3 protein-coding genes are annotated in these 2,954 nt (G+C 65.9%); 1 reads left to right on the forward strand and 2 read right to left on the reverse strand.

Going from position 1 to position 2,954, the window contains the following annotated elements; translation table 11 throughout:
* On the forward strand, positions 1–797 hold a 797-nt coding region (locus ABFX29_RS16595), incomplete at its 5' end, for an alpha-amylase family glycosyl hydrolase (protein ID WP_346038511.1).
* A gap of 15 nt (positions 798–812) precedes the next feature.
* On the opposite strand, the gene ABFX29_RS16600 is transcribed toward ABFX29_RS16595, so the two are convergent.
* Positions 813–2,186 (reverse strand): FAD-binding oxidoreductase, encoded by a 1,374-nt coding sequence (locus tag ABFX29_RS16600; protein WP_152229435.1) that lies wholly within the window; start codon positions 2,184–2,186, stop codon positions 813–815.
* 9 nt (positions 2,187–2,195) lie between these two features.
* Positions 2,196–2,669: an SRPBCC domain-containing protein gene (locus ABFX29_RS16605; protein WP_152229434.1), complete on the reverse strand. Its 474-nt coding sequence runs from the start codon at positions 2,667–2,669 to the stop codon at positions 2,196–2,198.
* Positions 2,670–2,954 lie beyond the last annotated feature (285 nt).

The following is a 2,954-nucleotide window of genomic DNA, read 5'->3' on the forward strand; positions in this document are numbered from 1 at the left end:
ACGATGAAATGCACCAAACCTTCAACTTCGCCTACCTCCACCACCCCTGGAACCCCCACGAACTGCGCCGCATCATCACCACCAGCCTCGAGGCCTTCGACAAAGTCGGCGCCCCCACCACCTGGGTCCTCTCCAACCACGACGTCGTCCGCCACGTCTCCCGCTTCGGGCTGAAGACCCATGATCTGCGCAGCGGCGACGGGATTGGCCCTGACGACGCGCAGCCCGACCATGTGCTGGGCCTTGCCCGTGCCCGTGCGGCCACCCTGCTGATGCTCGCGCTCCCCGGCGGCGTCTACCTCTACCAGGGCGAAGAGCTCGGCCTGCCGGACCACACGATGATTCCGCATGAGTTCCGCCAGGACCCTACTTTCCACCGGACGGACGGCGTCCGGGTGGGCCGGGACGGCTCGCGGGTGCCTCTGCCGTGGGTCGCGGATGCGCCGTCGTACGGGTTCAGCAGCACCGGAAAGAGCTGGCTGCCCCAGCCCGGCCTGTGGGGCACCCACTCCCGCGATATTCAGCAGCGAAACCCGGATTCAACGCTCAGCTTGTACCGGAAAGCCCTGAAGCTGCGGCGCGAACTGAACCTGGGCCACGGGTCCCTGGCCTGGTGGCCCGAGAAGGATTCTGAAGGTGCAGTCGCTTTCGTCAATGGGAATGTGCTCGCCGTGATGAACATGGGCACCGAACCGGTGGAACTCCCGGAGTTCGAGATCCTGTGCCAGAGCTCTCCCGGTGCCATGGCGCACACCCGCCTTCGTCCTAACCGGACAGTCTGGATGCGCATCCCCTAGCCTGGGGTGCTGCCCTCAGATCCCGGGAACGGCCTTACCCGGATTCAGGATGCCTGCCGGGTCAAAGACTGCCTTGATCTGCCGCTGGAGCTGGAGGACTTCTTCCTGCTGCTCCTGCGGCAGCCAGCGGAGCTTGAATTGGCCAATGCCGTGTTCCCCAGTGATGGTTCCGCCCATCCGCAGGGCCACCGTGATGGACTCGTCCAAGGCGGCGTTGAGCCTCTCGACGCCTGCCTCACCTTCGGCCGCCTCAATCCAGAAGGTGGGATGGAGGTTACCGTCACCGGCGTGCGCAACCACCTTGAGCTGGACCCGGTGGTCCCGGGACATCCGCTCGAGCTCGGCAACGTAATGCACCAGCTGCGACCGGGGCACGGCAACGTCTTCGCCCACGCGGATCTCATGGTCGACGTCGTCGCCCCGGCTGTGCCGGCGCAGTTCCAGGAGGCGCTCGGCCTCCTCTGAGCCCTCGCTGCTGACGGTACCGCCAAGCTCGGTAAGCACCGCGCGGACGGCGGCGGCCTCGGCGTCTGCGCCGAAACCGTCAGTCTGGATCAGCAGCAGGGCGCCGCCTCGGGTTCCCAGGTCCGAGCCATGGGCGCCGTCCAGTGCAGCCATGGTGGCGCCGTCGAGCAGTTCCATGATGGAGGGCTGGACCCGCGCTGCCCCAACTGCGAGCACTCCCGCAGCGGCGGTGCGGAAGTCAGGGAAGAAGGCTGCCACCGTGCGTACCTCGTGCGGCAGGTACCGAAGCCGAACGGTCACGCCCACCACAATGCCCAAGGTGCCTTCCGAACCGGTAAAGAGTCCCGTGAGGTCATACCCGGCAACGCCCTTGAAGCTCTGGTGCCCTGTGTGGATCAGCGTGCCGTCTGCCAGCACCACGTCCAGCGCAAGCACTGAGTCCCTGGTCACGCCGTACTTGGCGCAGCGCAGGCCACCGGCGTTGGTGGCAACATTGCCTCCAATAGTGGAGATCTTGTAACTGGCCGGGTCCGGCGCGTACATCAGGCCATGCGGCTTCACCGCTTCGTTCAGGTCAGCGTTGACCACACCTGCCTCGACGACGGCCAGTTCGTCTCCGGGGCGGATATCCAGGATGCGGTTCATCTTCTCAAGACTGAGGACGATGCAGTTGCGCGTCGCGTGCGCGCCGCCGGATACCCCCGTCCCGGCTCCGCGGGGAACGACGGCTGTACCGGTGCGCGAAGCCCAGCGCAGGATTTCCTGCACGTCGGAAACCGATTCAGCCCAGACCACCGCAAGGGGATCAATGAGTTCCCGCACCGGCCCCTGGTCACGGGCGTACACTTTCAGCGTCTGCGGGTCCGTGTCGATTCGGACACCGGGGATGGACACTTCCAGGTCGTGCAGGGCAGTCAGGCTCATGGAAGAAGGCTACCGGGCGCCCATGAACCGGGCATAACGTTGCAGAACGTTGCGCCACAGCGTCTCCGACTCATCGCGCTGACCGGCGCCGTCAGCGACAGCATCGAAACCGGTGTGCACAATCCTCACGGTTGTGTCTGTGCCTTCTGCCGTGAACGTGACGCTGACAGACGTGGAACCTGTACCCGGGTTCCATTCCAGTTCCAGCAGTGCGCCAGGACGGATCTCCTGAACCGCAGCGCGCGTGGCGGATTCCTCTTCCTCACTGGTTTCAACCAGTGCGCCGCCTTCGAACTCCACGTGGGTTCCCTCGCCGAACTCTGTGAACTCGGAAGGCCACCACAGGTGCGGATACTCGTGGAACCCCCGGAACGCCTCCTCGGTTTCACGGGGAACGGTGCAGGTCTCCTCTACGTCAGCAATGGGCTCACGTGAGCTGGCCGGCTCAGGTTCCGGGGCGTGGGAGAAAAGCGAGGGAGTCATCGTTCCAGACTACGCATTCTGCCGCGTCGGTTCCTCTCCCGCTGCTGCGGTCCCGCCGTACAGGCTGCCTAACCCGCGGTTCCCAGCCGCCGTGACGGGTGTTCCCCGGTGTGGTCCCGTGGGTGGACACGTGCCGCAGGCCGTGGGAAGGCCCGGGCCGGGCTGCAGCGGGGATGGCACGAGGCCCGGCGGGACCGGCCCTGAGGCGTGTTAAACGGGGAAGGGCCCGCATGTGTGTGCGGGCCCGGTGGTGGGGGTGGTGTTAAAGCAGTTCAGGCTCCGCAG

The sequence above is a fragment of the Arthrobacter gandavensis genome (assembly GCF_039528575.1).
Classification (GTDB): Bacteria; Actinomycetota; Actinomycetes; order Actinomycetales; family Micrococcaceae; genus Arthrobacter_B; species Arthrobacter_B citreus_B.